The following is a 25,651-nucleotide window of genomic DNA, read 5'->3' as shown; positions in this document are numbered from 1 at the left end:
GCACCATCCGTTTCGCGGGTTTGAAAACGACCTTGCGCAGTGGAAAAGTCCGTGATGCAAGCACGAGTGCAGAAAGCGGGGCACCATGTCCGACGTCGAGTACCGGCAGTCCGCGTTCACACCGCCCGCCGGTGCCACCGACATCCTGCTGGTCCGGCACGGCGAGTCCGCGCCTGCGGTCCCGGACAGGCCCTTCGACCTCGTCGACGGGCAGGGAGATCCGGAACTGGCCCCGGCGGGCCGGGTGCACGCCGAGCGCGTCGGCCGGCGACTCGCCGACGAACGACTGGACGCCCTCTACGTCACCAACCTCCGTCGCACGACCGAGACCGCCGCTCCCCTGGCCGCCAGGCTCGGGTTGGTCCCGCAGGAGGAGAAGGACCTGCGCGAGGTCCACCTCGGCGAGTTCGAAGGCGGGCTGTTCCGGCAGAAGGTCGCCCAGAACGACCCGGTCATCCAGCGGATGCACAGCGAGGGCAGGTGGGACGTCATCCCCGGTGCCGAACCCGCCGAGGCGCTGCGCGGTCGCGTCGCCGGAGCGATCGGCCGGCTCGCCGCCGCCCACCCCGACGAGCGCATCGCCGTGTTCACCCACGGCGGCGTGATCGGCGAGATCATGTCCATCGCCAGCGGCAGCCATCCGATGGCGTTCCTCGGGGCGAGCAACGGTTCGATCTCGCAGGTCGTGGTGACCGCCGGACGCTGGATCGTGCGGCGGTTCAACGACACCGCGCACCTGGACGGCGGGCTGGACGAAGAGCCCGCCGCCCTGAGCTGATGCCTCGGGCAAGGCGCTACTTCAGGCCCAGCGCCCGGACGGCCTCGGTCGGGTCGCCCGGCGCGACCAGCGCCATCGCCGGTGTCGTCACACCGTTGTCGACGTACTGCTGGACGCGTTCGCGGCAGTATTCGGCCGGGCCGTGCACCACCAGATCGTCGACCACGCTGTCCGGGATCGCCGCGAGCGCGGCCTTGCGATCACCGGCGTCCCACGCCTGCCACATCGGGGTGAGCTCGTCGCGACCCAACCACTCGTGGAAGGCGCGGTAGACCGGCACGTTCATGTAGGCGGCGATGTGCCGCCGCGCCAACGCCCGCGCGGTGTCCGGGTCGGTGTCGGGCATGACGAAGATGCGCGCCACGACCTCCTTGTCCGGGCCGCCCTCCCGCACGTAGGGCACGACGGTGCGCACGTCGTCCGGCGACAGCCAGTTGATGATCGCGCCGTCGGCCTCCCGCCCGGCCAGCTTCAGCATCCCCGGGCGCAGCGCGGCCACCAGCACGGGCGGTACCGGATCGGCCACCAGGCCGGCGGTGAAACCCTTGACCTCGAAGGTGTCGTAGGACTCGGTGACCTTCTCGCCGCTCAGCGCGCGGCGCAGGAAGCGCACGGTGTCGCGCACCCGCTTGTACGGCTCGTCGAAGGGGATTCCGTTCCAGCGCTCCACGATGACGTTGGACGAGGTGCCCACGCCCAACGCGAATCGGCCCGGGGCCGCCGCGGCGAGGGTGGCCGCGCTCATCGCCAAGGTCGCCGGCCCGCGGGTGTAGACGGGCACGATCGCCGTGCCCAGCCGCAGTTGCGGAGCCCACGTGGCGGTAAGCGCCAGCGGGGTGAACGCATCGGCGCCGTTGGCCTCCGACGACCACACGTCGGTGTAGCCGAGGTCGGGCAGTTCGGCGATGAGTTCGCGCTGCTCCGGCAGCGAGAGCTCGGGCAGCGGAACGGAGATGCCCCAACGTCGATCCACGGATATCCCTTTCAGTTCAGTTCGCGTAGCGGGCTTTGAGCTTGCCCTTCACGAGTTTTCCGGTCGGTGTGCGCGGCATCTCGTCGACGAAGTCCACGCTGCGCGGCACCTTGTAGTGGGCCACCCGCTCGCGCGCGTGGTCGATGATCTGCCGCTCCAACTCCGGTCCCGGTCGCGCGCCCGGCGCGGGTTGCACGACGGCCTTGACCGCCTCGCCCATCTCGGGGTCCGGGACGCCGAAGACGGCCACGTCGAGGATCGACGGGTGCAGCGCCAGCACGTCCTCGACCTCCTGCGGGTAGATGTTCACCCCGCCGGAGATGATCATGAATGCCTTGCGGTCGGTGAGGAACAGGTATCCGTCCTCGTCGAGGTACCCGAGGTCGCCCATCGTCGCCCAGTTGAGGTGGCCGGGGTGTTTGGCCGAGCGGGTCTTCTCGGGATCGCCGAGGTACTCGAACTCGATCTCCTCGCGTTCGAAGTACACGGTGCCGACCTCACCGGCCGGCAGTTCCTCGCCCGCTTCATCGCAGATGCGGACGATGCCGAGCAGGGGCTTGCCCACCGAGCCCGGCTTCTCCAGCCATTGCGCCGAGTCGATCATCGTCATGCCGATGCCCTCCGTGGAGGAGTAGTACTCCTGCAGGATCGGGCCCCACCACGCGATCATCGCCCGCTTGACCTCGATCGGGCAGGGCGCGGCGGCGTGCACGGCGTTGCGGTGGCTGGAGAGGTCGTAGCGCTGGCGGGTCTGCTCGTCGAGCTTGAGCATCCGCACGAACATCGTCGGCACCCACTGGCTGTGGGTCACCTCGTAGCGCTCGATGGCCCGCAGCGCCTGCTCGGGGTCGAAGCGCTCCATCATCACCACGGTCCCGCCGATGGCGTGCACCGACGCGCAGTAGCGCAGCGGAGCCGCGTGGTAGACGGGCGCCGGGGACAGGTAGACGGTGTCCTCGTCGAAACCGTAGAACCCGCGCAGCAGGTCGACCAGGATGTTGCCCGGCTCGTGAACCTGGCGGTCGGGCAGTTCGGGACGGATTCCCTTGGGACGGCCGGTGGTTCCGGAGGAGTACAGCAGGTCGGCGCCGCACGGTTGCACCGCCGGGACCTCGGTGGAGGCGGTGGCCAGAGCCTGCTCGTAGTCGCCGTACCCGGCCACCGGCCCTCCGTAGGCCAGCCGGACGCGCACCTCCGAGGTCAGTTCGGCGACCTGCTCGGGCAGCGCCCCGAGGCCGGCCGAGACCACGAGCGCGTTCGCTCCGGAGTCGTTGACGATGTAGGCGACCTCGTCGGGCTGCAGGTGGCTGTTGACGGCGCAGACGTACATGCCCGAGCGCACGGCGGCCCAGTACACCTCGTAGGCGTGCAGGTCGTTGTCGGAGAGCACGGCGACCACGTCGCCCTTGGACAGCCCGGCGGCGCGCAGCGCGTTGGCCAGTCGCAGCGAACGCTCGTCGAGTTCTCGATAGGTCAGCACCTCGCCCGACCCGGCCATGATCAGGGCAGGTTTGTCGGGCGTGGTGACGGCGTGGACACCTGGGTACATGCGGCTCCTCCTTGAACCTCGCGTACCGCCTTCGATTACCTCACTTGACGAGTCCCTCGACCTTCCCGAAGAGCCGGCTCGACTGCTCTGCGCTCGGCACCACGAACTTGCCCTCGGCCTCCACCAGCACCGCGTCCGGTGCGTCCGCGGTGCAGATCGTGGCCTTCGACTCGGTCCAGCGGCCATCGACCCGCTCCACGCGGCCGACGATCCGCAGCGGGGTGGTCAGCGGCACCGGGCGTCGGTAGCGCAGCGACAGCTGCACCGTCATGCCCGGCGGCGCTCCACCTGCGGCGTGGGCGTGCCCGAGGATCTGGTCGAGCAGCAGCGCGCTCATGCCGCCGTGCACGTAGCTGGGCGGCCCCTCGTAGGCCAGCCCGAGGGTGCAGGTGCCCACAGCAGCACCGTCGACGATCTCCACCTGCATCGGAGGGGCGATCGGGTTCCCAGGGCCCACGGCCGGGCTGTAGAGGCGGCGCGGGCGCCGACCGTCGTCCACGGCCGCCAGCTGCCCGCGCTCGCGGCGCACCGCGTCCAGCGGGGGCACGAGCGCCCTCACCTGCGAGGTGATCTCGCGCAGGGTCTCGGTGTCCGCCTCGGTGGACACGGCGGCGTCGGTGAGGTCGCGCAGCGCGGAACCGAGGTCTCGCACCGCCTGCCGGCGTTCCCGCAGTTCGTCTTCGCTCTCGGCGGTCACGTTCGCTGATCCCTCCGGGGTCCCGATCAGATTTCGGCCTTCAGTTAAACCCGTCGCCCGCCCTTCAGTCCAGACAGACCGGCCGGTCGGTATGAGTTCCTTCCGAGACCGCACCGGATAGGCTTCACGGGAAGCGAGTCGGGAGGTGTCGTGCCGCAACAGCGTGGAGAGCACTTCGTCCGCGCGGTGGAGCGGACCATGTCCGTGCTGCGGGCGTTCACCGCGGAGCGGGCCGAGCTGTCGCTGACGGAGGTCGCGCAGGCCGCGGACCTGGACAGGGCCGGCGCTCGCCGCATCCTGCTGACCCTCGTGGAGCTCGGTTACGTGCAGCAGACCGAACGCCGCTACGCGCTGACGCCCCAGGTGCTGGAGTTCGGCCACGCCTACCTCACCAGTCGGTCGTTGCCGCAGATCGCCGAGCCGCACCTGCAGGAGCTGACGCGGCAGGTGCGGGAGATGACCGCGATGGCAGTGCTGGAGGGCACCGAGATCCGCTACATCGCTCAGGTGCCGAGTCCGAAGCTGCTGTCGGTGACGATCCCGGTCGGCACCCGGTTCCCCGCGCACGCGACCTCGATGGGCAAGGTGCTGCTGGCCGCAGTACCCCCGGAGCGGCTGGAGGCCAACCTCCGCTCTGTCGAACTGGCACCGGTCACCCCGCACACGGTCACGACCCGCCAGGAGCTGCTGGCGGAGCTCGCCGCGGTGCGCAGGCGCGGATTCGTGATCGCCGACGACGGGCTGGAGGAAGGGCTGCGCGGCGTGGCGGTCCCGGTCCGCGACGCCGACGGCCGGGTGTTCGCCGCGGTCAACGTCTCCCTGTACAAGCACGGCTCCACCGAGGAAGGCGTTCAACGCGAGATCGTGCCGCTGCTGGCGCGCACGGCGGCGCGCATCGAGGCCGACCTGCGGGTGCGGCCCGGAAACCGCTGAACAGCGGTTTCCGGGCCGCCTGGCGTCCCCGTGGCGGGTCTAGGAGCAGGCCCCTCAGGCGTCGGGGTTCTCCACGTAGGTCTTCTCCGCGACGTGGATGTAGAAGTCGGGCTCGTCGACTGGGTTCTCCTGGAAGTCACCGAAGGTGTCGATGCGCTGGAACCCGACGTCGCGCAGCAGCCCGCGCAGGTAGTCCCTGCGCAGCGGGTACATGTTCAGGTGGTACTCGCTGCCGTCCGGGAACTCGTAGCGGTACCGGGCCAGCCCGTCGTCGACGTGGTCGGGAACCGCTTCGACCTCGGTCCCGCAGTAGTAGTAGCTGCTCTTGCCGCCGGCCTTGCCATCCAGCAGCGCGTCGTAGTTGCGCTGGTCGATGATCAGCACGCCGTCGTGCTTGAGCATCGCGTAGAACTCGGCGAGCGCCTTGCGGCGGTCGTGCTCGCTGAACAGGTGCGTGAACGAGTTGCCCAGGCAGATGACGGCGTCGAACTCACCGTGCACGTCGCGGTTGAGCCAGCGCCAGTCGGCGTTGACCACGCGCAGCAGGTGGCCGCCGTTGTCCATTCCGTTGCGGAACGCCTTGGCCAGCATTTGCGGGCTGCCGTCGGCGCTGACGGTCTCGAACCCGGCCTCGATCAGCTGGACGGAGTGGAATCCGGTCCCGGTCGCCACGTCCAGCACGCTGCGCACTCCACGGGCCTTGAGCTGGTCGACGAAGAACCGGCCCTCCCCCGCGGCGCGACGCTCCCAGTCGATCAGGTCGTCCCACTTGTCGACCATCCCACCCACGTATTCCTGGGTGTAGTGGTCGGTTTCGCGGACCTCGAGCGGATCGTCGCCGAAAACCTGCTCGCGAATTCCGGTCAGGACGTTCTCGGTCATGCCTTCTTTTCCTCACATCGCTCGACAGTGTTGCGGCGCGCGCGATCGCCGAATTCAGCAGCGGAATTCCGATGCGCCCGACGCTAGTCCGATGAACCCGAACAGCAAGACCTCGTTGTCGACCCAGCCCACCGAGACCAGCGCGGGGCGTTGGTGAGAAGCGGCGGAGAAGGGCGCTTCGACCAGTGCGTTCGCGCGAGATCACCTCGGTGCTCGGCCGGTCGGGTCCACGCGTTCGATCGGGTTCGCCCACCGAACCCGGCGATCGCTGAGCGAATTCCCAGCCTCCCCGGAACGGGGTACCCCAGTGATCTCGAATGCCACGCCGAGGTGCGGAAATCGGTCCACCCCGGCCGCATTCGAAGGACGGTGAGCAGAGTGCGACACCGATCAGCTCTCTCCCGCAGAACCTTGCTCACCGGGGCACTGGCCACCGGAGCGCTCACCATGACCGGCAACACCACGGCCTGGAGCTCGCCCAAGCGCTTCGACAACCCGCTGGCGCACAGACGTGCTGACCCGCACATCGTCCGCCACGCCGACGGCACCTACTACTTCACCGCGACGGTCCCGACCTACGACGGCGTCGTGCTGCGCCGATCGGCGACGTTGCAGGGGTTGGGCACGGCCGAGGAGCACCTGCTCTGGCGCAAGCACGACAGCGGCGAGATGAGCAGGCACATCTGGGCACCGGAACTGCACCACGTCGACGGACGCTGGTACGTCTACTTCGCGGCAGGCAGTTCGGAGGACGTCCAGTCCATCCGGATGTACGTGCTGGAGAACTCCAATCCCGATCCTCTGGCCGGAAACTGGGTGGAGCGGGGGCGGATCAGCACCCCGTGGGACACCTTCGCCCTCGACGCCACGACCTTCGAGCACCGAGGCGACCGCTACCTGTCCTGGGCCCAGCGCGAACCCTGTGTCGAGACCAACTCAAACCTCTACCTCGCCCCGATGGACGATCCGTGGACGCTGGGCGACCGGCCTGTGCGCCTGTCGATGCCGACCCACGACTGGGAGACCCGCGGGTTCCGGGTCAACGAGGGACCGGCGGCGCTCGCGCGCCACGGCAAGGTGTTCCTGACGTTCTCGGCCAGCGCCACCGACAGCAACTACTGCCTGGGCCTGCTCACCGCGCCCGCCGACGCGGACCTGCTCGATCACGCGTCGTGGGAGAAGAGCCCGGAACCGGTGTTCACCACCAACACCGGCACCGGTCAGTACGGGCCGGGGCACAACAGCTTCACCGTCACCGAGGACGGCGCTGACGTGCTCGTCTACCACGCGCGCCCGTACGACGCCGAGGTCGGCGACCCCAACCGGCACACCCGGTTGCAGACCTTCGAGTGGAAGCACGACGGTTCGCCGGACTTCGGTGTGCCGGTAGCGGACTGAGAACGCGAAAAAGCGGTGCCCCGGCCGAAACCGGGGCACCGCCTCACACGCTCGAACTCAGACCATCGGGCGTTCGGTCGGCTCGATCGAAGCCGGCAGCACGTCCCGGCCGACGAGGTAGCGGTCCACCCCGGCGGCCGCCGAACGGCCTTCGGAGATGGCCCACACGATCAGCGACTGGCCGCGACCCATGTCGCCCGCGCTGAACACGCCGTCCACGCTGGACATGAAGTTCTCGTCGCGGGCGACGTTGCCGCGCGCGTCGAGTTCCACACCCAGGTCCTCCAGCAGACCGGGCTTCTCCGGGCCGACGAAGCCCATCGCCAGCAGCACCAGTTGGGCCGGGATCTCCCGCTCGGTGCCCGCCACCGGCTCGAAACCGGAGTCGGTGCGCTGGACCTCGACCAGTCGCAGGGCCTGCAACCGGCCCTGGTCATCACCCACGAATTCCTGGGTGTTGACCGAGTACAACCGCTCACCACCCTCCTCGTGGGCGGAGGTGACCCGGTAGAGCATCGGGTAGGTCGGCCACGGGTGCGCCTCGGAGCGCTCCGCAGGCGGCTGCGGCATGATCTCCAGCTGCGTCACCGAGGCCGCGCCCTGGCGGTGCGCGGTGCCGACGCAGTCGGCACCGGTGTCGCCACCGCCGATGACCACGACGTGCTTGCCCTCGGCGTGGATCGGCGAGCGCTCGAAGTCGCCCTCCTGCACCTTGTTCGCCAGCGGCAGGTACTCCATCGCCTGGTGCACGCCGTCCAGCTCCCGGCCCGTGGCGGGCAGGTCGCGGGCCTGCGTGGCCCCACCGGCGAGCACCACGGCGTCGTAGTCGGCGCGCAGCTGCTCCACGGTGACGTCGACGCCGACGTTCACCCCGATGCGGAACTCGGTGCCCTCGGCGCGCATCTGGCCGAGCCGCCGGTCGAGCCGGCTCTTCTCCATCTTGAACTCGGGGATGCCGTAGCGCAGGAGTCCGCCGATGCGGTCGGCACGCTCGTAGACCACGACGCTGTGACCCACGCGCGTCAGCTGCTGCGCGGCGGCGAGCCCGGCCGGACCCGAGCCGATGACGGCGACCTTCTTGCCGGTCCGCTTCGCGGGCAGCTGCGGCTTGACGTAGCCGGCTTCCCAGGCCTTGTCGATGATGGAGATCTCGACCTGCTTGATGCTCACCGGATCGTCGTTGATGCCGACGACGCACGCGGCCTCGCACGGGGCGGGGCACAACGTCCCGGTGAACTCCGGGAAGTTGTTGGTCGCGTGCAGCCGCTCGATCGCGGACTCCCAGTCGTCCCGCCACACCAGGTCGTTCCACTCGGGAATCAGGTTGCCCAGCGGGCAACCCTGGTGGCAGAACGGAATTCCGCAGTCCATGCAGCGGCCGGCCTGCTTGGTCAGCCGCGGCTGCTCGAATTCCAGGTAGACCTCGCGCCAGTCCTTGATGCGCACGTCCACCGGGCGACGCTGCGGAGTCTCCCGCGGCGTCGTCATGAATCCCTTGGGATCAGCCATGAGCCGCCTCCATGATCGCCTCGTTGACGTCGCGCCCTTCGCGTTCGGCGGCGCTCTGCGCCTCCAGCACCCGCTTGAAGTCGCGAGGCATGACCTTGCCGAACCGCTCGACCGCGGTGTCCCAGTCGGCCAGCAGCTCGCGGGCCACCGCCGACTCGGTCTGCTCGTAGTGCCTGCGCACCCGGTCGTGCAGGAATTCGCGGTCTTCGTCGTCCAGCGCTTCCAGGTCGACCATCTCGGGGTTGATCCGCTGGGGATCGACGTCGAGCACGTAGGCGATTCCGCCGGACATGCCTGCCGCGAAGTTGCGGCCGGTCGTGCCGAGGATCACCGCGCGACCACCGGTCATGTACTCGCAACCGTGGTCGCCGACGCCTTCGACGACGGCGGTCGCACCGGAGTTGCGGACGCAGAACCGCTCGCCGACGATGCCGCGGACGAACAGCTCACCGCTGGTCGCGCCGTAGAGCAGCACGTTGCCCGCGATGATGTTCTGCTCGGCCACGAACGGTGCCTTCGCGTCGGGCCGGACCACGATCCGGCCACCGGAGAGGCCCTTGCCGACGTAGTCGTTGCCGTCGCCCAGCAGCCGCAGGGTGATGCCCCGCGGCACGAACGCGCCGAAGGACTGCCCGGCGGAACCGGTGAAGGTCACGTCGATGGTGTCGTCCGGCAGGCCCTCGCCGCCCCAGCGCCGGGTCAGCTCGGAGCCGAGCATGGTGCCCACGGTCCGGTTGACGTTGCGCACCGGCAGATCCAGGCGGACCGGAGTGCCTTCCTTGAGCGCGCCCTCGGACAGCTGGATCAGCGTGTTGTCCAGCGCCTTCTCCAGACCGTGGTCCTGCTCGGTGGTCTGGTGCAGCGATGCGCCCGCGGGCAGCTCCGGGACGTGGGTGATCGGCGCGAGGTCCAGGCCCTGGGTCTTCCAGTGCCGCACGGCCTCGGAGGTGTCGAGCAGGTCGGCGTGCCCGATCGCCTCCTCGAGGGAGCGGAAGCCCAGCCCCGCCAGGTACTCCCGCACTTCCTGGGCGATGAACTCGAAGAAGTTCACCACGTACTCGGCCTTGCCGGAGAACTTCTCGCGCAGCTTCGGGTTCTGCGTGGCCACGCCCACCGGGCAGGTGTCGAGGTGGCAGACCCGCATCATGATGCAGCCCGAGACGACCAGCGGTGCGGTGGCGAAGCCGTACTCCTCAGCACCGAGCAGTGCCGCGATCACGACGTCGCGCCCGGTCTTGAGCTGGCCGTCGGTCTGCACCACGATCCGGTCGCGCAGGTCGTTGGCCAGCAGCGTCTGCTGCGTCTCGGCCAGGCCCAGCTCCCAGGGACCGCCGGCGTGCTTGATCGACGACAGCGGCGAAGCGCCGGTGCCACCGTCGTGGCCGGAGATCAGCACCACGTCGGCGTGCGCCTTGGACACACCCGCCGCGACCGTGCCGACGCCGACCTCGCTGACCAGCTTGACGTGAATGCGCGCCTGGGGGTTGGCGTTCTTCAAGTCGTGGATCAGCTGCGCCAGGTCCTCGATCGAGTAGATGTCGTGGTGCGGCGGCGGCGAGATCAGCCCGACGCCCGGCGTGGAGTGCCGCGTCTTGGCCACCCACGGGTAGACCTTGCCGCCGGGCAGCTGACCGCCTTCACCGGGCTTGGCGCCCTGGGCCATCTTGATCTGAATGTCGTCGGCGTTGACCAGGTATTCGCTGGTCACGCCGAAGCGACCGGAGGCGACCTGCTTGATCGCCGAGCGCCGCGAGTCACCGTTGGCGTCCGGGGTGAACCGGTCGGCGTCCTCGCCGCCCTCACCGGTGTTGGACTTGCCGCCCAGCCGGTTCATGGCGATCGCCAGCGTCTCGTGCATCTCCTGCGAGATCGACCCGTAGGAGATGGCGCCGGTGGCGAAGCGCTTGACGATGGACGAGACGGGCTCGACCTCGTCCACCGGAACGGGCTTGCGCACGCCGTCGCGGAACTTGAACAACCCGCGCAGCGTCATCAGGTCGCGCGACTGGTCGTCGACGGCCTGGGTGTACTCCTTGAACACCTCGTAGCGCCCGGAGCGCGTGGAGTGCTGGAGCTTGAACACCGTCTTGGGGTTGAACAGGTGCGGTTCGCCCTCGCGGCGCCACTGGTACTCGCCGCCCACGGCGAGCGAGCGGTGCGGCGCCTGCACGCCGTCGACCGGGTAGGCGCGGCGGTGCCGTTCGGCGACCTCCGCGGCCAGCACGTCGAACCCGACGCCGCCCAGCCGCGAGGTGGTGCCGGTGAAGCAGCGCTGCACGACCTCTTCGCCCAGGCCGATGGCCTCGAAGATCTGCGCACCGGTGTAGGAGGCCACAGTGGACACGCCCATCTTGGACATGGTCTTGCGGACGCCCTTGCCCAGCGCCTTGATCAGGTTCGCGGTGGCCTGCTCGGCCTCGGTTCCCTTGATGACGCCGGTGCTGACGAGATCCTCGACAGTGGCCATTGCCACGTAGGGGTTAACGGCAGCGGCTCCGTAACCGATGAGAAGAGCGACATGGTGCACTTCGCGGACGTCGCCGGCCTCGACGATCAAGCCCACCTTGGTGCGGTCCTTCTCCCGCACGAGGTGGTGGTGCACGGTACCGGTGGCCAGCAGCGACGGGATCGGCGCCCGCTCGGCGTCGGCCTGGCGGTCGGACACCACGAGCACGTGCGCACCGTCGGCGACGGCGGCGGAGACCTCGTCGCAGATCTCGTCCAGCCGCGAGCGCAGCGCCGCTCCCCCACCGGCGACCCGGTAGGTGGCGTCGATGACGGCGGGCTTGAGGTCAGGCCGGTCGCCGTCGTCGTTGATGTGCACGATCTTGGCGAGCTGGGCGTTGTCGAGCACCGGGAACGGCAGCACCAGCTGGTGGCACGCCTCCGGAGCGTGATCGAGCAGGTTGTGCTCGGGTCCGACGTGGGTGCCCAGCGAGGTCACCAGCTCTTCGCGGATCGCGTCCAGCGGCGGGTTGGTGACCTGCGCGAACAGCTGGGTGAAGTAGTCGAACAGCTGCCGCGGGCGCTCCGACAGGGCGGCGAAGCCGGTGTCGTTGCCCATGGAGCCGATCGGTTCGGCACCCGTGGTGGCCATGGGCTGCAGGAGGACGCCCAGCTCTTCCTGGGTGTAGCCGAAGACCTGCTGCCGGTGCACGAGCGAGTCGTGCGAGGGCAGTTCGCGCTCGCGCTCGGGCAGGTCGCCCAGCCGCACGACGCCCGCGTCCAGCCACTCCTGGTACGGGTACTCGTCGGCGAGCTCGCCCTTGATCTCGTCGTCGTCGATGATCCGGCCGGCGTCGGTGTCGACCAGGAACATGCGGCCCGGCTGCAGCCGGCCCTTGCGCACGACCTTGTCGGCCTCGAACTCCAGCACGCCGACCTCGCTGGCCAGCACGACGAGTCCGTCCTCGGTGACCCAGTAGCGACCGGGGCGGAGACCGTTGCGGTCCAGCACGGCGCCGATCTGGGTACCGTCGGTGAAGGCGACCAGCGCCGGGCCGTCCCAGGGCTCCATCAGGTAGTTGTGGAACTCGTAGAACGCCTTGCGCTTGGGGTCCATCTCGGCGTGGTTCTCCCACGCCTCCGGGATCATCATCAGCACCGAGTGCGGGAGCGACCGGCCGCCGAGGTGCAGCAGCTCGAGGACCTCGTCGAAGGTCGCCGAGTCGCTGGCCTCGGGCGAGGCGATCGGGTACAGCCGCTTGAGCTCACCGGGGATGAGGCCGGTGTCGAGCATGCTCTCGCGGGTCCGCATCCAGTTGCGGTTGCCCTTGACGGTGTTGATCTCACCGTTGTGCGCGATGAACCGGTACGGGTGAGCCAGCGGCCAGGACGGGAACGTGTTCGTGGAGAACCGCGAGTGCACCAGGCCGATCGCGCTGGCGAAGCGCTCGTCACCCAGGTCGGGGTAGAACGCGCCCAGCTGCGCTTCGGTGAGCATGCCCTTGTAGACGATGGTGCGCGCCGACAGGCTCGGGAAGTACACGTCGGCTTCGTGCTCGGCGCGCTTGCGCACGCAGAACGCCCGACGCTCGAACGCCAGCGCCGTCTCGGCCTGCTGCCCGTCCTGGGCGCCGATGAACAGCTGCCGGAAGTTCGGCATGGTTTCGCGCGCCGAGGTGCCCGCGCAGTCCGCGGCGATGGGCACCTCGCGCCAGCCCAGCAGTCGCAGCCCTTCCTCGGCCACGATCCGCTCGATGACGGCCACGGCTTCTTCAGCGGCGGCGTCGTCGGCGGGCAGGAACGCGGTGCCGGCGGCGTAGGTGCCGGCTTCGGGGAGCTCGAACGGCACGACTCCGCGGAAGAACGCGTCCGGGATCTGCGTCAGCAGCCCGACACCGTCACCGGTCTCGGGATCGGCACCCTTGGCGCCGCGGTGCTCCAGGTTGCGCAACGCTGTCAGTGCTTTGTCAACCAGGTCGTGACTCCGCCGACCGCGAAGGTCGGCGACGAACGCGACACCACAGGCGTCGTGCTCGTAGGCCGGGTCATACAGACCACTGGCTTGGGCGCTACGCTGCGCCACGCTTCTTGCATGGTGGGATTGGGGCATCGGACCTCCCGTCGACAGGTCACGGCGTGCAGCAGGGCATGACTCAGCCACTGCGAACCGCGGAACCTTTGGGGGCACTGACGAATAAGGATGCGCCGTTGCACTCTCGGTCAGTTTGAGGCACTGTACAGACCCAGCGGCCGGAAAGCTACCGCTAGGTAACTCGACGTTAAGTAAACGTGACGACTCTCAGACTGTGAGACGTCGTTGTCGCAAAGGCCGGGAGCCCGAGAATTGTGCACCACACATCTGTCCTAAGGCGACAGCTGTGGCCCATCAGTGGCGTTGTTCACGATCTTCTTGCGCGGCACCGAATGCAGTCCGAATCGCAGCTCACGCCATTCGGATTCGGTTCAGACCCGCACATTTCCGTAATTGTTGGTACACGGTCCGCTATCGGGGGCGCAATCACCCGAATGCGAGGGCCTTTTCAGACACCGGCCGGTTCCGGCAACGGCGAGGGCCGCGGCGCGGAGCCGGCCTGCTCACCGCGGGCGTAGCGCACCAGCAGGACGACGAGAACCAGCCCCAGCGCCGCGTAGGGGTTGCCGAACAGGTGCGCCACCACGTCCCACGGGGGTCCGGCGGGCATCCAGTTGAACGCCGCCGCCAGCAGAGTGACCAGCGTCCACGCGGCCACCGCCAACCAGGCGAAGCTGCGACGCCGGACGGCGAAGGCGAGCAGCACCAGCAGGCCGGGAGCGCACCACACCCAGTGATCCGACCACGACGTGGGTGAGATCAACAGCGCGAGAAGGGCGTTGGCCGACACCGCGAGCACTGGTTCCACCCGTCGGATGGAGAAAGCGACCGCGATCGTGGCAGTGACCGACAGCATCAACCACAGCCCGTTCTGGGCGACGGCCGAAAGTTCCATGCGGACCAGCGCGCCCATGATGGACTGGTTGGTGTGGAACGCCGACCCGCTCACCCCGTGCGCGGGCCCCTTGCCGAACCAGTACTCCACGGCGGCGGAGTAGTTCAGCGCGAAACCGGACAGCGTGGCCAGCGCCGCGGTGAGCACCGCGACGACCGCGGCGCGATAATCCTTGCGGAAGACCAGGAACAGCAGGAACGCGGCCGGGGTCAGCTTGACGGCCGCGGCCAGACCGATGAGCAGTCCGCGCGGCCAGCGGGGTGATTCGGCCAGGCAGTCGGCCATGACCAGGCCCATCAGCAGGATGTTGACCTGCCCGAGACCGAAGGACGAGTAGACCGGCTCCAGGAACAGCGTCAAGGGCAGCAGCACCATGGCCACGGCCAGCGCCCCGCGCTGGCCCACGGCGGGCCACAGGTGCCGCGTGACCAGGTACAGCGTGCCGCCGATGGCGACCAGGTCCAGCAGGTAGAGCGTGATGAGACCGGCGCTGAAGGGCAACAACGCCAGCGGTGCCAGCGGGGCCAGCGCGAACGGCGGGTACACCCAGGGCAGGACGCGTCCGATGCTCACCGTCGGAGCGGTGTTCATGATGTCGCCGCCGGCCAGCCAGGTCTGCACCGCCCAGCGGTAGACCTGGTAGTCGATGGCCGACTCCTCGCCGATCCCGGCGCGAGGGGTGAGCAGCAGCAGGCCTAGCGAGGCCAGCACCAGAGGAACGGATATCAGCGTGATCGCGCGCGAGTTCGCCACCACGAAGGCGCGCAGGCGGCCAGGCAGACCGCCGAGGTCCAGATCAGGAACGGAACCGATCCGTACCGTGGCCACCCTGTGTCCTCTCGTCCGAGCGGCACCGGCCGTGGAGCGTGATCGTCCGATCACAGCGAGTTCGCCGAGCCGCGGGAATTCCCCGGTGAAGCCGGAAAACCTTAACCCACCTCGCGCGCGCTCCGGCATTCGCCTCGCCGGGCGCGATCGGATCTTCAGCCGACCAAATCCACCGGCCGCAGGACCTTCGCCAGCAGTTCACCCAGCTGCGCCCGCTCGGCTTCGCTGAGCGGCTCCAGCAGCGCTCGCTCGCGCTCCAGCTGTGCCGGGAAGACCCGGTCCATGATCTCCCGGCCGCGATCGGTGAGCCGCACGTCAACCTCACGCCGGTCGCGGGCGGAGGTGCTGCGGGTGATCAGGCCTTCCTCCTCGAGCCGCGCGAGCCGCTTGGTGGTGGCGGCACCGGACGAGAGCATCTCCTTGGTGAGCTGGCTGGGGCGCAGGCCACCGCCTGCCCGGCGCAGGGCGCTGAGCACCTCGAGCTCCATCCGGGACAGACGCAGGTCGTCGAGGACCTCGTCGTGCCGCTGGTTGGTCAGCGCCGCGAGCCTGCGCACCCGCCCGATGACCTCGATCGGGGACAGGTCCAGGTCCGGGTACCGCTCGCGCCATTGATCGCGGATCCGTCCGACGACGTCCAACGTCACACTCCTTCACCAGTAAAACACCTTGTAACATTTTACTAGTGAACGGTTCTTCGCTCCAGACCTTGCGCACCCGGGACGCCCTGCGAATCACGTCGATCTTCGGCGGAGTGCTGGTACCCGCTCTGCGAGTCGGCGCCTCCTACGCCGTGCCGATCATCGTGCTGCTGGCGGCGGGACGGCTGGACCTCGCACCGTTCGCCGCGCTGGGCGCCTTCACCTCGCTGTACTGCCGCGTCGACCCCTACCCGCGCCGGGCGTGGCTGCTGCCGGTGGTGGCCGCAGGCCTGACCGCGAGCGTGGCCGCCGGGGCGGTGACCTCGGCGTTCGACGCCGGTGGAGTGGTCAAGGTACTGGTCCTGACCCTGGTGGCGACCCTGGCCAAACTGCTGGCCGACGTGGTGCGGCTGGGTCCGCCCGCAGGCCTGATGTTCGTCTTCGCGGCAGGTGCCGCCGCGTACTCGCCTCAGACCTGGAGCGGTTTCGCGGAGGTCGTCGCGATCACCGGGGCCTCAGCGGCGCTGTCCTACGCGCTCAGCATGGTGGGTGGTGCGCTGCACCCGACGGGCCCGCACCGGTTGGCCACCGCGCGGGCGCTGCTGGCCGTCGCCGACCACCTGGAGGCACCGAACGCCGCCGCCCGCCGCCGGGCCCACGCCTCCCTGCACCACGCGCTGACCGCCCTGCCCGCCGGTGAGCGCAGAACGACGCTGCTGCTGCGCGGACATCTCGCGCACGCGCTGCACCTGCTGCACCACCCGGCCGACGCGGCCGCCGAACTGCGCACCACCGCCAAGCGGTTGCGCCGCGGTCGCGTTCCGGGACCGGCCCAGGACAGGCCGCTGCCGCGGCCGGTGGTCGCCGAACGCGCGGGGCTCGCCGAGTTCCGCACGAACGCGCTGCGGATGGCGGTGGCCTCGCTGGTCACCGGGCTGCTGGCCTCGACCTTCCAGCTCGACCACGCCTACTGGGCGGTGGTCTCGGTCAGCTCGGTGCTCCAGTCGCACAACACCGCGACGACCTGGCAGCGCGCGGTGCAGCGCACCGCGGGCACCGTCGCCGGTTCGCTGCTCGCGCTGGGCATCTTCGCGGTCGATCCCGCGCCGGTGACGATCCTGGTGGTGATCGTGGTCTGCCAGATCGCCGCGGAGCTGGTGGTGATGGCCAACTACGGGCTCGGTCTGACCTTCGCCACCCCGCTGGCGCTGTGCCTGGCAGCGCTGAGCCAGCCGACCGACCGCCTGCAACTCGTCGTCGAGCGGGTCGGCATGACCGTGTTCGGTGCGCTGCTGGGCGTCGGGGTCTGCCTGGTGCTGACCAACAGCCGGGCGCGCACGCGGTTGCGCGACGCGATGGAGCTCTGCCGTCGTGCCGCTCGGGACCTTCAGCGCTCCCCCGCCGATCCGCAGGCGCGCGAGCACCTGCTGCGCGCGCTCTTCGGGTTGCGCGACGCGCATCAGATCGCCGCGGGCGAGCCGCTGCACGCCCACCACGGGGACCAGGAGGTCCTCGACATCGAGCACGAGGCCTACCGGCTGCTGGCCGCCACTACGGCTCCGGCCGGGCGAACCCCGTCCGGCTGACGCCTCTCACCGCATCCGACCGATCATTCGACGCCGAGGCGGGCGAGCAGCTCCGCGCGCATGGCGACGAACTCCGGATCGCCGACCTCGCGCGGGCGCGGCAGGTTCAGGACCTTGTCGTAGCCGATGCGGCCCTCGTGCATGACCAGCACGCGGTCGGCCAGCAGCAGCGCCTCCTCGACGTCGTGGGTGACCAGCAGGATCGCGCAGCCGTGCCGCTGCCACAGCTCCCCGACGAGTTGCTGCGCCTTGAGCCGGGTCAGCGCGTCCAGCGCCGAGAACGGTTCGTCGAGCAGCAGCAGGTCCGGTTCGCGGACCAGGGCGCGGGCCAGGGACGTCCGCTGCGCCTCGCCACCGGAGAGGACCTTCGGCCACACCTCCACCCGGTGGCAGAGTCCGACCTCCTCCAGCGCCGCGACGGCGCGCGGCTTGTCCGGTCGGCCGGGCAGGCCGAGAACGACGTTGTGCCACACGCGCTTCCAGGGCATCAGCCGAGGTGACTGGAACGCGACGGCACGGCGTTCGGCGACCTCGACGTCCCCGGTGACCTCCTGATCGAGGTCGGCGAGGATGCGCAGCAGCGTCGACTTGCCGCAGCCGCTGGGTCCCAGCAGCGCGACGAACTGGCCGGGCTCGATGTCCAGATCCAGCTCGCGCAGGACCGTGCGATCTCCGAAGCTGCGCGAAAGGCCCCGGACGGCAGCCGGTTTCGTGGTCACTTCCCGCTGAAGGCCGGTCGCCATGCCAGCACCACCCTTTCCAGTCCGCGAACGATGAAGTCGGCGACGAGGCCGAGCAGGGCGTAGAGCACGAGGCAGACCACGATCACGTCGGTCTGGAAGAACTCGCGCGCGGTGTTCATCTCGTAGCCGATCCCGGCGGAGGCGTTGATGGTCTCGCCGAAGACCAGCGCCAGCCAGGCGGATCCGAGCGCGTAGCGCAAGCCGACCAGTGCGTTGGGCATCGCGGCCGGCAGGATCACGTGGCGGACCTGCGCGAACTGCCCCAGCCCCAGGGTCTTGGCGGCCTCGACCAGTCCGGCGTCGACGTTGCGGATGCCGCCGTAGATGTTCATGTACAGGGGGAAGGTCACCGCCAAGGCGATGAGCACGATCTTGGGCTCTTCGCCGATGCCGAACCAGATGATCAGCAGCGGGATCAGCCCGATGACCGGGACGGTGCGCAACATCTGCATCGGCGCGTCGATGATGTCCTCGCCGCGCCGGAACAGCCCGGACAGCGTGGCCAGCAGGGTCGCGGCCACCACGCCGATGACCAGGCCCGCGCCGACGCGCTGCAGCGACACGGCGATGGCCTCCTGCAACCGTCCTTCGGCGAACAGGTCCACGCCGGTCGCCAGGACGGTCGCCGGGGAGGCGAGCGTGTCGTCGATGAGCACTCCGGTGGCGCTGAGCGCCTGCCACAGCGCCACGAGCGCGGTGGGGCTGATGATCTTGAAAGTCCAACGGGGGATGCGGGATTCACGTCGGGCGGTGCGGGTGCGCACCGTGGTGACGGCTATCTGCTCACCCGTGCGCACGGGTGTCAGGTGTGTGGTCATGAGGGCTCCACGGGCGTGGGCGGACATGCGGCAGCGACCACCGGAGACGGCTCAGCACGGTGGCGCGGGAGGAGAGGAGGAGAGCTGCGTCAGGCGCGACACAACGCCGAGGACACGCGGGAGAAGTCCACGTAGCCCTGGGTCGTCAGTGGCACCGACGGGATCATGATGATGACGCTAGACCGCACGTCGCCGGCTGTAAACGACGCTCCACGCACTGGGACGTCACACCGTCTGCCCAGGTCAGATACCGGATGGGCTAAGTTGTCGGGGTGATCGAGGAGCTCTTGCCCGCCGTGGTGGCCACCGCCGAGACCTTCGACGACCCACCCGAGGCGACGCTGTTCGACGCCGAAGCGGTCGAGATCGAGAAGGCGGTCGCCAAGCGGCGCCGCGAGTTCACCAGCGGCCGCTGGTGCGCGCACCGGGCGATGCGCGCGCTGGGCGTTGCGCCGGTGCCGCTGCTGCGCGGCGAGCGCGGAGCACCGCAGTGGCCCGCGGAGGCGGTCGGCAGCATCACGCACTGCCTCGGCTATCGGGGCGCGGCCGTGGCACGGCGGCACGAGATTCGTTCGGTGGGCATCGATGCCGAGCAGCACGAGCCGCTTCCCGACGGAGTGCTCGACGTGGTCTCGCGACCCGAGGAGCGCGAGCACATCGCGGAGCTCAGCGCCCGCGACCCGGGCACCTGCTGGGACCGAATCCTGTTCAGCTGCAAGGAATCGGTCTACAAGACCTGGTACCCGGTGACCGGCGAGTGGCTCGGTTTCGAGGACGCGGAGCTGGAGTTCGGCGCGGGCAGCTTCACCGCCCGGCTGCGCAAGAGCGCCGGCGGGCTGACTGGTTTCAGCGGTCGCTGGCTGGTCCGCGACGGACTCGTCCTCTCCGCCATCGCGCTGGAGGGATGACCGGAACGGGTCTTCCCGCCTCCCGAACGGTGCGGGAAGCGGGAAGACGTCGTTCTCAGCGCGGATTCGGTGCGGTCACGCACCGTTCTTGAGGGCGCGGGCGACCTTGACCACGCGGCGGGCCTGCACGGCCGCGGCGGCGCGGGTGACGTCGTCGACCTTGTTCTCACCCTGCGCGTCGACGTGGCTGGTGCCGTAGGGGTTTCCGTCGACGAACTTGCTGCCGTCGGTGTAGCCCGGCGCGACCACGATGCCGCCGAAGTGGTGGATGGTGTTGTACAGCGCCAGCAGCGTGGACTCCTGCCCGCCGTGGGCGGTCGAGCTCGAGGTGAAGCCGCTGTAGACCTTGTCGGCGAGCCCGCCCTGCGCCCACTCGCCGCCGAGGGTGTCGATGTACTGCTTGAGCTGGGCGGCGATGTTGCCGAAGCGGGTCGGCGAACCGAAGATCACCGCGTCGGCCCACACGACGTCGTCTGGGGTGGCTTCCGGCACCGAGCGGGTGGCTTCGACGTTGGCGCGCCAGGCCGGGTTGCTGTCGATGGCCGAGTCGGGGGCCAGTTCGGGCACTCGGCGCAGCCGCACCTCGGCACCCGCCGCCTCGGCTTCGGCGACCAGGGTGTTGGCGATCTCGACGCCGATCCCGGTGGACGAGTAGTAGATGACGCTGACCTTGACGGCGTTGCTCACGGTCCAAAACTCCTGTTCACGCGGCAGATCGCCCGAATCGGTCGATCTCTTGCAGGCAAGACAATATCGAGGAATTCTCTTCCTCGCAAGCGACTTTCCGGAAAACGTCTTTCATGTAACATCGGGTTCCACGAACATGCAGTGAAGGAGCGTTGCGTTGAACGAGGCGATCGGTCCGGACAGCGCCGTCGACGACGACGAGATCGTCACCTGGTGGGGCCTGGTCATCGAGGGTTACCACGTCACGGCCGACAAGCTGGCCTCCGCGATCATGGACGGGTACGGCCTGCCGATGGCCTCCCTCGACATCCTGCTCCGGCTCGTGCGCTCCCCCGACAGCAGGATGCCGATGACCAAGCTCGCCCGTGAGGCGGCGCTGAGCAGCGGCGGGTTCACCAAGGTCGCCGACCGGCTGGCCAAGGCCGACCTGATCCGTCGCGTGCCCAGCGAGACCGACCGCCGGGTCACCTACGCCGAGCTGACCGACCACGGCCTCGACGTGGCCAACCGCGCCCGCGAGACCGCGGCCCAGGTCCTGCGCGAGCACGTCCTCACGCCGCTGGGCCAGGACGACTCGCGCGCCTTGGCCCAGGCCATGCGCACGCTGCGCGAGGCCAACACCCCCGAGGACTGAGCCTGCTCAAGCCCTGACGCGGTTCTCCCGCATCGGCAGTGGCGCGGAATCCGCTGCGGGCGCGGCTCTAGCGGACGTCGGCGACCGCGGTGCCGATCTCGTCCAGCGCCAGGCCGAGGTCGGCCCGTTCGACCAGCCAGCGACTCGGCCGGTAACGCGGGTCGCCGGTCGCGGAGTGCAGCGCGCGCAGGATCGTCAGCACCCGGCGCGCTCCCACCTGCTGACCCCACTCCAGCGGCCCGCGCGGGTAGCCCAGCGCGAGGCGCACGGCGGTGTCGATGTCGCCCGGTGTGGCCAGCCGCTGCTCGGCGATGAAGCAGCTGGTGTTGACGATCGCCGCGAGCAGTCGCTGGGCGATCATCCCCGGGCCGTCGCGCACGATGGTCACCGCGCGCCCGGTGGCGGCCAGCGCCGCCCAGGCCGCGCGGGCCACGTCCGGGTCGGTGGCCGGGTGCACGGTCAGAGTGCAGCGGGTGGCGTTGCTCAGCGGGTCCACGCCGCAGACGCGTTCAGCGGGCAACCGGGCCGACAACGCCGCCGAGGCCGCGCTGTGCCCGTCGGGAGTGACCAGCACGATCTCCGCCGAGGACGGTTCGTCACCGCGCTCGACCGGCACGCCCGCCTCCGCCAGCGATTCCAGCAGCGCGGTGTCGTCGGCCCACACCGTCGCGCCGGTCGCCTCCGGTGCGACGGCCTCGGGCCGCTCCTGCTTGACGCCGTCCTCGTAGCGGTAGAACCCCTCCCCCGTCTTGCGGCCGAGCAGTCCGGCCTCCAGCCGAGCGCGGGTGATCGGCGACGGGCGCAGCCTGGGATCGCCGTAGTAGCCGGTGAAGATGCTCTCCATCGCCGGGTGCGTGACGTCCAGGCCGGTGAGGTCCATCAGCTCGAACGGCCCCATCTTCAGCCCGAGGACGTCGCGGGCGATGCGGTCGACGTCCTCCGGCGTCGCGAGGTCCTCGGCGAGGACCTGCAGCGCTTCGGTGACCAGGCCGCGCCCGGCGTGGTTGACCAGGAAGCCGGGCGTGTCGGTGGCCCGCACCGGCGTGTGCCCCAGCCGGCGGACCAGTTCGGTGAGCGCGTCGGGCAGGTCGGCTGCCGTGCGCGCGCCGGGGATGACCTCGACCAGGCGCATCAGCGGCACGGGGTTGAAGAAGTGCAGACCGGCGAGCCTGGTCGGGTCCTGCAGAGCCGTGGCGATCGAGGTCACCTGAAGCGAGCTGGTGTTGGTGGCGAACGCGGTGTGCTGCGGGCAGCTCCGCTCGAGCGCGGCGAAAAGCTCGCGCTTGGTGCCGAGGTCCTCGCGGACGGCTTCGACGACCAGGTCGCAGTCGGTCGCGCTCAGCGGGTCGGCGAGCGGGACGAGCCGGCTCGTCGCGGAGGCGGCTTCCTCGGCGCTCATCCGGCCCTTGCCCGCGAGCTTGTCGTACATCCGGCCGATCTCGGCCAACGCGGTCTCGACGGCCTCCGGCCGGGCATCGGCGAGCTCGACGGTGATGCCGGCGGCCGCGCAGATCTGGGCGATGCCGCGCCCCATGACCCCGGTGCCGATCACCCGCACGGACTTCACGCGCTCCGCCCACTCGCCCGGCAGCATGGTCGACTCCTTCGTTGACGGCACCGATTCCGGTCAGCTTCGCACGCTTCGCCGAGAGCGTCCAATACCGAATTCACACCCCGGTGAGACGCGTTGGGACATAATCGCCGCTCCTTACGATCCGCGCTGAAGCTGTGCTACCAACGAAAGAACGACGTCCGAAACGGCGGCGTGCCAACGCGAAGGAGCAAGTGATGCGCGAAGCGGTGATCTGCGAGCCGCTGCGGACCCCGATCGGCCGGTTCGGCGGAGTGTTCAAGACGGTGTCGGCGGTGGAGCTGGCCGCCACTGCGATCAAGGGCCTGCTGGAGCGCACCGGGCTTCCCGGCGAGGAGATCGACGAGGTCATCCTCGGCCACTGCTACCCCACCTCGGACGCGCCCGCGATCGGCCGGGTCGCCGCGCTCGACGCCGGGCTTCCGGTGGAGGTCGGCGGCACCCAGATCGACCGCCGCTGCGGGTCGGGCCTGCAGGCCGTGGTCGACGCCGCGATGCAGGTGCAGACCGGGGTCAGCGACGTGGTGCTGGCCGGTGGCGCCGAGAGCATGAGCAGCGCGCCGTTCTACACCACCGAGGCCCGGTGGGGCATTCGCGGCAGCGGACTTCAGCTGCACGACTCGCTGGCCCGCGGCCGCACGACGGCGGGCGGCAAGGACCACCCCGTTCCGGGCGGAATGCTGGAGACGGCCGAGAACCTGCGGCGCGAGTACGGCATCGCGCGGGAGGAGCAGGACGAGCTGGCGGTCCGCTCGCAGCAGCGCGCCGCCGAGGCGCAGCAGGCCGGGCGCTTCGACGACGAGCTGGTGCCGGTGCCGGTGCGCTCCCGCAAGGCCGAGGTCGTCGTCGACGTCGACGAGCACCCCCGGCCGGACACCACGCTGGAGCAGCTCGCCGGGCTGACACCGGTGCTGGGCAAGAGCGACCCGGACGCGACCGTGACCGCGGGCAACGCCAGCGGCCAGAACGACGCGGCTTCGATCTGCGTCGTGACCACGCCGGAGAAGGCCGCCGAGCTGGGGCTCCGCCCCCTCGTGAAGCTGGTGTCGTGGGCGCGGGCCGGCGTGCCACCGCGGACCATGGGCATCGGCCCGGTGCCGGCGACGGCCAAGGCGTTGCAGCGCGCCGAGATCCGACTGGCCGACGTGGACCTCATCGAGCTCAACGAAGCGTTCGCGGCGCAGGTGCTGGCCTGCACCCGCGAGTGGGAGTTCAAGCCCGCCGACTTCGACCGGCTCAACGTCAACGGTTCCGGCATCTCGCTGGGACACCCGGTGGGCGCCACCGGTGGCCGGATCCTCGCGACGCTGTCGCGCGAGATGCAGCGCCGGGAGGCCCGCTACGGGCTCGAGACCATGTGCATCGGAGGTGGGCAGGGCCTGGCCGCCGTCTTCGAGCGGGTCTAGAACGCCGCCCAGCAGGCGGCGGTCCACAGTGGAGGGCGAGCGGTCGCCGGGAGCGAGGTCTAGGCTGGACGGCGTTCTCAGCGATCTGTTTCGAGGAGCTGTTCATGGCGATCGCCACCGCTGACAAGGTCGACCGCGAAGCGCTGCTGGAGTTCCTGCGACCGCGGCACAAGGGCGTCCTGGTCACCACCCGAGCCGACGGGCGGCCGCAGATGTCCCCGCTGACCTGCGGTGTGGACACCGAGGGACGGCTGGTTATCTCGACCTACCCGGAGCGAGCCAAGACGCGGAACCTGCGCCGCAACCCGCAGGCCTCGGTGTGCGTGGTCTCCGACGAGTGGAACGGCCCGTGGGTCCAGGTCGACGGCACCGCCGAGGTGCTGGACATGCCCGACGCGCTGGACGGCCTGGTCGAGTACTTCCGCTGCATCTCCGGTGAGCACCCGGACTGGGACGAGTACCGGGAGGCGATGGCCCGCCAGGACAAGTCGCTGATCCGGATCACCATCGACCGCTGGGGCCCCATCGCCACCGGGGGTTTCCCGGCTCGGCTCGCCCAGGACTGAAACCCGTTCACCTGACGCCCCGGTCCCGCGCGGACCGGGGCGTCAGGCCGTCGGGACCCGGACGTTGAAGGCCCGGGAGAAGCGAGCGCTGCGCAGGAACACCGAGAGCAGCATCAACCACCCGAATCCGACGCACAGCGCGATGCGCTGGAAGAGCCCCGCGTGGGGCTCGAGGTCGGGAACCCGGGCGAATCCGAGCACGGCCAGCACGAATCCGGCCGCGCAGGCCACCGCGGTCGCGAAGCAGTAGGCGGCCCACCAGGGGTGCTTGGTCGACCAGAACAGCCGTCCCTGCAACCAGCTCGCGACGGGAACTCCCAGGAGCACGCCGATCGAGAAGAACTGGTGGAGCACACCGGTCGCGGTGATCTCCCCCACCTCACTCGGCGGGTAGCCGTTGATCGGGTCGGTGGTGAAGAAACCGGCACCGATGAGACCGACGCCGATCGCGATGATCAGACCGGGAACCCACCAGTCCCCGCCCAAACGCAGCAGCACCGACCGCGCCCCGAACGCGAAGCTCGCGACGAGGACGCCGCTGATGCAGAAGTTCACCGCCTGCGCCCAGCCGAGCGAACCGATCGCCAACGAACTCACCGAGTGGCGGAGCGGGTCGTAGTCCGACCTCACCGAACCCAGCACCAGGAACACGGCCACGAACAGCACCGCGCCTGCGGTCCCGCAGCGAAGCAGCGTCCGTTCATCCCGAGCCTGCAACATGCGCGGCAGCCTAGCCGGTGACATCACCTCCAGATCCCGCGGTCGTGACCAGCATCGCCGTGCGCTCAGCCCCGTCCCAGCGCGCGGACGGCCGCGCTCCCGCCGATGAGCAGCACCAGGGCGGCCACCGCCCAGCGCCGCTTCTCCTGCGTGGTGTGCCCGGATTCCTCGGCGTCGGGGTCCTCGGACACCGACGCGGGCGAGGCGGTCTCGGACGGTGGGGACGACTCCTCGACCGGTTCAGGCGGGGCGGGGCCGCGAATGTGCGTCAGCGTCGCCGTCGGAGCGGGCCGCGCGGGGGCGGACGTCGTCGGAGGCGCCGGCGTGGATGGTGCGGGAGAGCTCGGCGGCGGAGGCGCCGGCGTCGTCGTG

Annotated in this window: 21 protein-coding genes and 1 pseudogene; 8 read left to right on the top strand and 14 right to left on the bottom strand. The window is 69.8% G+C overall.

The features are described 5' to 3' along the window. The first annotated feature begins 85 nt into the window (after window positions 1–85). Entirely contained in the window at window positions 86–778 is a 693-nt protein-coding gene (locus tag E1202_RS23270) for a histidine phosphatase family protein (RefSeq protein WP_132685259.1), read from the top strand. A gap of 16 nt (window positions 779–794) precedes the next feature. On the opposite strand, the gene E1202_RS23265 is transcribed toward E1202_RS23270, so the two are convergent. Genes E1202_RS23265 through E1202_RS23255 form a run of 3 tightly spaced genes read right to left on the bottom strand, consistent with a single transcriptional unit; the run spans window position 795 to window position 3,997 of the window. Beyond that, window positions 795–1,751 carry an LLM class F420-dependent oxidoreductase gene (locus E1202_RS23265; RefSeq protein WP_132685258.1) on the bottom strand — a complete coding sequence of 319 codons (957 nt, stop codon included), beginning with the start codon at window positions 1,749–1,751 and terminating at the stop codon, window positions 795–797. Window positions 1,752–1,767: 16 nt separating this feature from the next. Beyond that, window positions 1,768–3,300 (bottom strand): acyl-CoA synthetase, encoded by a 1,533-nt coding sequence (locus E1202_RS23260; RefSeq protein ID WP_132685257.1) that lies wholly within the window; start codon window positions 3,298–3,300, stop codon window positions 1,768–1,770. Between the two features lie 40 nt (window positions 3,301–3,340). Then, window positions 3,341–3,997 carry a PaaI family thioesterase gene (locus E1202_RS23255; protein WP_132685256.1) on the bottom strand — a complete coding sequence of 219 codons (657 nt, stop codon included), beginning with the start codon at window positions 3,995–3,997 and terminating at the stop codon, window positions 3,341–3,343. A 150-nt stretch (window positions 3,998–4,147) separates the two neighbouring features. On the opposite strand from E1202_RS23255, the gene E1202_RS23250 reads away from it, so the two are divergent. Continuing rightward, complete coding sequence (locus E1202_RS23250; protein WP_235878928.1) at window positions 4,148–4,930, top strand: IclR family transcriptional regulator domain-containing protein; 783 nt, start codon at window positions 4,148–4,150, stop codon at window positions 4,928–4,930. A gap of 72 nt (window positions 4,931–5,002) precedes the next feature. Here the strand turns inward: E1202_RS23250 and E1202_RS23245 are convergent. Beyond that, window positions 5,003–5,812: pseudogene (locus E1202_RS23245) on the bottom strand (glycine/sarcosine N-methyltransferase); the annotation flags it as partial. Between the two features lie 411 nt (window positions 5,813–6,223). Here E1202_RS23245 and E1202_RS23240 point away from each other — a divergent pair. Next, window positions 6,224–7,210, top strand: coding sequence for a glycoside hydrolase family 43 protein (locus tag E1202_RS23240; RefSeq protein WP_235878927.1), 987 nt, complete (start codon window positions 6,224–6,226; stop codon window positions 7,208–7,210). 57 nt (window positions 7,211–7,267) lie between these two features. On the opposite strand, the gene E1202_RS23235 is transcribed toward E1202_RS23240, so the two are convergent. The 4 genes from E1202_RS23235 to E1202_RS23220 all read right to left on the bottom strand — a co-directional run bounded on the left by E1202_RS23235 (window position 7,268) and on the right by E1202_RS23220 (window position 15,620). Then, window positions 7,268–8,719, bottom strand: coding sequence for a glutamate synthase subunit beta (locus E1202_RS23235; protein WP_132685254.1), 1,452 nt, complete (start codon window positions 8,717–8,719; stop codon window positions 7,268–7,270). After that, window positions 8,712–13,274, bottom strand: coding sequence for a glutamate synthase large subunit (gene gltB, locus E1202_RS23230; RefSeq protein WP_132685253.1), 4,563 nt, complete (start codon window positions 13,272–13,274; stop codon window positions 8,712–8,714). The genes E1202_RS23235 and gltB overlap by 8 nt, the downstream gene beginning before the upstream one ends. A 430-nt stretch (window positions 13,275–13,704) precedes the next feature. Next, window positions 13,705–14,979 (bottom strand): glycosyltransferase family 87 protein, encoded by a 1,275-nt coding sequence (locus E1202_RS23225; RefSeq protein WP_235878926.1) that lies wholly within the window; start codon window positions 14,977–14,979, stop codon window positions 13,705–13,707. 155 nt (window positions 14,980–15,134) lie between these two features. After that, entirely contained in the window at window positions 15,135–15,620 is a 486-nt protein-coding gene (locus E1202_RS23220; protein WP_132685251.1) for a MarR family winged helix-turn-helix transcriptional regulator, read from the bottom strand. A 44-nt stretch (window positions 15,621–15,664) separates the two neighbouring features. Between E1202_RS23220 and E1202_RS32670 the strand changes: the two genes are divergently transcribed. Then, window positions 15,665–17,206 (top strand): FUSC family protein, encoded by a 1,542-nt coding sequence (locus E1202_RS32670; RefSeq protein ID WP_132685250.1) that lies wholly within the window; start codon window positions 15,665–15,667, stop codon window positions 17,204–17,206. 23 nt (window positions 17,207–17,229) lie between these two features. On the opposite strand, the gene E1202_RS23210 is transcribed toward E1202_RS32670, so the two are convergent. Next, window positions 17,230–17,949, bottom strand: a complete 720-nt coding sequence (locus tag E1202_RS23210) for an ABC transporter ATP-binding protein (protein WP_132685249.1) — start codon at window positions 17,947–17,949, stop codon at window positions 17,230–17,232. Continuing rightward, a complete protein-coding gene (locus E1202_RS23205) occupies window positions 17,922–18,767 on the bottom strand; it encodes an ABC transporter permease (RefSeq protein ID WP_132685248.1) in 846 nt (281 codons plus the stop codon). Before E1202_RS23205 ends, E1202_RS23210 begins: the two co-directional genes overlap by 28 nt. Before the next feature lie 272 nt (window positions 18,768–19,039). Here E1202_RS23205 and E1202_RS23200 point away from each other — a divergent pair, with 272 nt between their 5' ends. After that, entirely contained in the window at window positions 19,040–19,675 is a 636-nt protein-coding gene (locus E1202_RS23200; protein ID WP_132685247.1) for a 4'-phosphopantetheinyl transferase family protein, read from the top strand. 75 nt (window positions 19,676–19,750) lie between these two features. On the opposite strand, the gene wrbA is transcribed toward E1202_RS23200, so the two are convergent. Further along, window positions 19,751–20,362, bottom strand: a complete 612-nt coding sequence (gene wrbA / locus E1202_RS23195; RefSeq protein ID WP_132685246.1) for an NAD(P)H:quinone oxidoreductase — start codon at window positions 20,360–20,362, stop codon at window positions 19,751–19,753. Window positions 20,363–20,519: 157 nt separating this feature from the next. On the opposite strand from wrbA, the gene E1202_RS23190 reads away from it, so the two are divergent. After that, window positions 20,520–20,996, top strand: coding sequence for a MarR family winged helix-turn-helix transcriptional regulator (locus E1202_RS23190; RefSeq protein WP_235878925.1), 477 nt, complete (start codon window positions 20,520–20,522; stop codon window positions 20,994–20,996). A gap of 67 nt (window positions 20,997–21,063) precedes the next feature. On the opposite strand, the gene E1202_RS23185 is transcribed toward E1202_RS23190, so the two are convergent. Continuing rightward, window positions 21,064–22,590, bottom strand: coding sequence for a 3-hydroxyacyl-CoA dehydrogenase (locus E1202_RS23185; protein WP_132685245.1), 1,527 nt, complete (start codon window positions 22,588–22,590; stop codon window positions 21,064–21,066). Window positions 22,591–22,784: 194 nt separating this feature from the next. On the opposite strand from E1202_RS23185, the gene E1202_RS23180 reads away from it, so the two are divergent. Further along, the gene (locus tag E1202_RS23180) at window positions 22,785–23,993 is read left to right on the top strand and encodes an acetyl-CoA C-acetyltransferase (protein WP_132685244.1); all 1,209 of its coding nucleotides are present in this window, start codon (window positions 22,785–22,787) and stop codon (window positions 23,991–23,993) included. Window positions 23,994–24,097: 104 nt separating this feature from the next. Then, window positions 24,098–24,559 (top strand): PPOX class F420-dependent oxidoreductase, encoded by a 462-nt coding sequence (locus tag E1202_RS23175; RefSeq protein WP_408007142.1) that lies wholly within the window; start codon window positions 24,098–24,100, stop codon window positions 24,557–24,559. Between the two features lie 42 nt (window positions 24,560–24,601). On the opposite strand, the gene E1202_RS23170 is transcribed toward E1202_RS23175, so the two are convergent. Both E1202_RS23170 and E1202_RS32665 read right to left on the bottom strand, forming a co-directional pair. Beyond that, the gene (locus tag E1202_RS23170) at window positions 24,602–25,279 is read right to left on the bottom strand and encodes a DUF998 domain-containing protein (RefSeq protein ID WP_132685243.1); all 678 of its coding nucleotides are present in this window, start codon (window positions 25,277–25,279) and stop codon (window positions 24,602–24,604) included. Between the two features lie 65 nt (window positions 25,280–25,344). After that, window positions 25,345–25,470 (bottom strand): hypothetical protein, encoded by a 126-nt coding sequence (locus E1202_RS32665; protein ID WP_268952357.1) that lies wholly within the window; start codon window positions 25,468–25,470, stop codon window positions 25,345–25,347. Between the last annotated feature and the right edge of the window lie 181 nt (window positions 25,471–25,651).

The sequence above is a fragment of the Saccharopolyspora karakumensis genome, assembly GCF_004349225.1.
Classification (GTDB): domain Bacteria; phylum Actinomycetota; class Actinomycetes; order Mycobacteriales; family Pseudonocardiaceae; genus Saccharopolyspora; species Saccharopolyspora endophytica.
Note: the sequence above shows the minus strand (reverse complement) of the source record. Positions and strands in the feature narration are given on the sequence as shown.

Coding starts and splice junctions, on each gene's coding strand:
- E1202_RS23270 (WP_132685259.1), top strand. CDS start 86: ATGTCCGACGTCGAGTACCGGCAGTCCGCGTTCACACCGCCCGCCGGT.
- E1202_RS23260 (WP_132685257.1), bottom strand. CDS start 3,300: ATGTACCCAGGTGTCCACGCCGTCACCACGCCCGACAAACCTGCCCTG.
- E1202_RS23235 (WP_132685254.1), bottom strand. CDS start 8,719: ATGGCTGATCCCAAGGGATTCATGACGACGCCGCGGGAGACTCCGCAG.
- gltB (WP_132685253.1), bottom strand. CDS start 13,274: ATGCCCCAATCCCACCATGCAAGAAGCGTGGCGCAGCGTAGCGCCCAA.
- E1202_RS23210 (WP_132685249.1), bottom strand. CDS start 17,949: ATGGCGACCGGCCTTCAGCGGGAAGTGACCACGAAACCGGCTGCCGTC.
- E1202_RS23205 (WP_132685248.1), bottom strand. CDS start 18,767: ATGACCACACACCTGACACCCGTGCGCACGGGTGAGCAGATAGCCGTC.
- E1202_RS23185 (WP_132685245.1), bottom strand. CDS start 22,590: ATGCTGCCGGGCGAGTGGGCGGAGCGCGTGAAGTCCGTGCGGGTGATC.
- E1202_RS23180 (WP_132685244.1), top strand. CDS start 22,785: ATGCGCGAAGCGGTGATCTGCGAGCCGCTGCGGACCCCGATCGGCCGG.
- E1202_RS23175 (WP_408007142.1), top strand. CDS start 24,098: ATGGCGATCGCCACCGCTGACAAGGTCGACCGCGAAGCGCTGCTGGAG.
- E1202_RS23170 (WP_132685243.1), bottom strand. CDS start 25,279: ATGTTGCAGGCTCGGGATGAACGGACGCTGCTTCGCTGCGGGACCGCA.